This is a genomic window from Bacillota bacterium (assembly GCA_012837285.1).
In the GTDB taxonomy this organism is placed as follows: Bacteria; Bacillota; DTU030; order DUMP01; family DUMP01; genus DUNI01.
This window is the reverse complement of sequence record DURJ01000015.1, coordinates 1-2,688: the sequence shown is the minus strand read 5'-3', so window position 1 is coordinate 2,688 and position 2,688 is coordinate 1. Positions and strand designations below refer to the sequence as shown.

Annotated in this window: 2 protein-coding genes; both read left to right on the top strand. The window is 48.3% G+C overall.

Annotated elements, in window-relative coordinates; genetic code table 11:
- Window positions 1–54: 54 nt before the first annotated feature.
- Entirely contained in the window at window positions 55–1,917 is a 1,863-nt protein-coding gene (locus tag GX016_00900; GenBank protein ID HHT70120.1) for a polysaccharide deacetylase family protein, read from the top strand.
- Between the two features lie 19 nt (window positions 1,918–1,936).
- Window positions 1,937–2,688 (top strand): NAD-dependent epimerase/dehydratase family protein (locus GX016_00895; GenBank protein HHT70119.1); only part of this gene is annotated, 752 nt, incomplete at its 3' end.

Genomic DNA, 2,688 nt, shown 5'->3' with positions numbered 1-2,688 from the left:
TAGGCCCTTTAATGCGGGCGATGAAAAAACCGGTGGTAGAAAGGAGTGAGAGGCTTGAAATTAAACAAGATGGTGCGGTTTAGCAGTCTTTTTGTCTTGGCCCTTTTTCTCTGCGGGGCCGTATGCTCCCTCCCTCTTCAAGGGATGGGACACAACGGAAAGGTGGCTGTGATGGCCGATTCTAGGTGGAACTGGGCTAACGGCTGGCCGGAGACGGACTATTTGTCTGTCCTCAGAGAAACAGTCAGTGCGCTGGACTATTTGGGGTATCGGTATGACCTAATAAACGAGACCATAGCCCAGGATGCTCTGAATAGCTACGCTATGGTTATTTCCATTGCCGGTACCCAAGGGAAGAAAATCATAAGTTATTGTACGACCACCGGCCGCACAGCCTTTGTTTTGTATGATGTGGGTTCGGAACTTAGCAGCGGCGTTGGTATTGCCGCGGGCGAGTTCGTGCTTGAGGCCGAGGACTCTCCTCAGATAACAAATGAGGGCGTTCTGACCGCTGGCTTGGTGAGTGAATACGGTTCACTTCCTTTGTGGGGAGCTTATAATCATCGATTTAATCAAGATGCGAAGATATTGCTGACAAATTCGCGTGGACTGCCGGTGTTAGTGGAGCAAAAGGTGTCCGCGGGACGCTATGTTTTTCTGTTGACCAGGGCTTTGACTTGGAATGCTTATAGTTACCGGTTGATGGACAATGTGATTAGAGCAGCTATCGACTTATCGCGGATAGGCGGTGTGCCCTATGCCATGGATGTACCGGTGCTGTTTCAACTCGACGACTTCTCCGCAGGGTCGCTGTACTGGCAGGATTATGTAGATGTTACTAAAAAGCTGACGGTGGCCGCCATTATGAGTCAGGTGAACGGCAAAGAATTATTAACCATGAGGCAAGCAGGGGTAGAAGTTGTACCCCACGGATACAACCACGAAGATCTTTCTGCTTTGCCCTATCAACAGCAGACGGGAATTGTGACCCAGGCTGTACAAGTCTATCGAAAACATGTTAGCGCTGAGCCGGAGGGTTACACAGCTCCTTATAATCGCATCAATGCTGATTCCACTCGGGCCTGCCACGAGGCGGGACTTTCCTGGGTCACTACCTATCATGGTATGGCTAACATCCCTCGACATTATTATGAAGACTACCCTAATCACGTCTGGGTGCTGGGAGCCAGGCCGGATAAAATTTCTGACCTTATAGCAGTCAAAAAGGCTTTGGCCGAAGGAGCCGTAGAGAATAAGCCGCTTCTTTTTGTGGAACGGCCCCATGCTCGAAAAGCAGCCGATCAGCTGGATGAATCACTGCTAGCGTTAAAATCGGCCGTTGCTTCTGCTGCTTCTTTGGATGGCTGCTATTTGACCGGTCTTCAGGAATACTTCCGGCATCTTGTCCAGCAACAACAGGTTTACCGAGACGGTAACTCTATTGTTGCTAAAGGCGAGGTGGCTGCCGGCCTAACTTTTGCCTATCCGGGCTGTGACCGGGATCAGATGATGCAGTTAGGTGCCGGTGTGCTGATGTTTTACCGTAAGGGCTCTACAGTACTTCCTGCCTTATCACCGGGCCGGTATCCGCTGACACCGGTGAAAGATATGCCTGTTCTTTTGGAACCGGGGCCGGGCGTGGTTATTAAGAGCGCCGTTTATTATCCATTGGAAAAAAGAAGCGAGATTTTGCTGGAAGCATTTTATCCCAGAGAGATTGAGCTTTGCCTTGATCGGATGCCGGTCGGCTCTTACAAGATAGAGATAGCACAACCGGACAGGAAAGAAACCGGTAGGAACGCAACTGCGAGTACAAACAAAGAAGGAAAGCTTAAGATTAGGCTGCAACTACCCCAGGACGTAATGCAACAGGTAAACGTGTTCCATCATGTAGCCGGCGCTGCTTCTTCTAGCTGACGGAGAAAGAAGTGATAGTATGACCAAGGTTTTGGTTACCGGGGGTGCCGGCTTTATTGGCTCCCATGTGGTGGACGCTCTAATCAGTCTGGGACATGAGGCCGTGGTAATCGATAATTTAACAGCCGGCAAATTAGAGAACATCCATAAGAAAGCCAAGCTTTATCCTATCGACATCAACGATAATAAACTGGGAGAAATCTTTACTAAAGAAAAACCGGATTATGTAATTCACCTGGCCGCCCAAACTCAAGTAACCAAATCTATTACTAATCCTAGATTCGATGCCGAAGTCAATATTAACGGCACCATTAGTCTCCTTCAACAATGTGCTTTGCACCGGACAAAAAAACTAATCTACTCTTCTTCAGGCGCTGTTTATGGCCACAGCCAAAGGCTGCCCATCAAAGAGGAAGAAATGACAAGGCCGGTTTCGTTTTATGGATTGTCTAAGTATGCGGCGGAACAATATATTCAGCTATTTGGAGTCTTGTATGAATTAGACTATACCATCTTGCGCTATTCCAATGTATATGGCCTGCGTCAAAATCCTCACGGCGAAAGCGGTGTCCTAGCCATCTACATAAATAATTTGCTGAAGAATCGAGACCTGATCGTTCATGGAGACGGCGAACAGACTCGGGATTTTATCTTCGTAAAAGATGTAGCCAGGGCTAATCTGCAGGCTCTTCATTACGGAAGCCGTGAAACAGTAAATATCAGCTCCAATACAGCAACTAGCATAAACCGGTTAATCAGCAAGCTGAACGC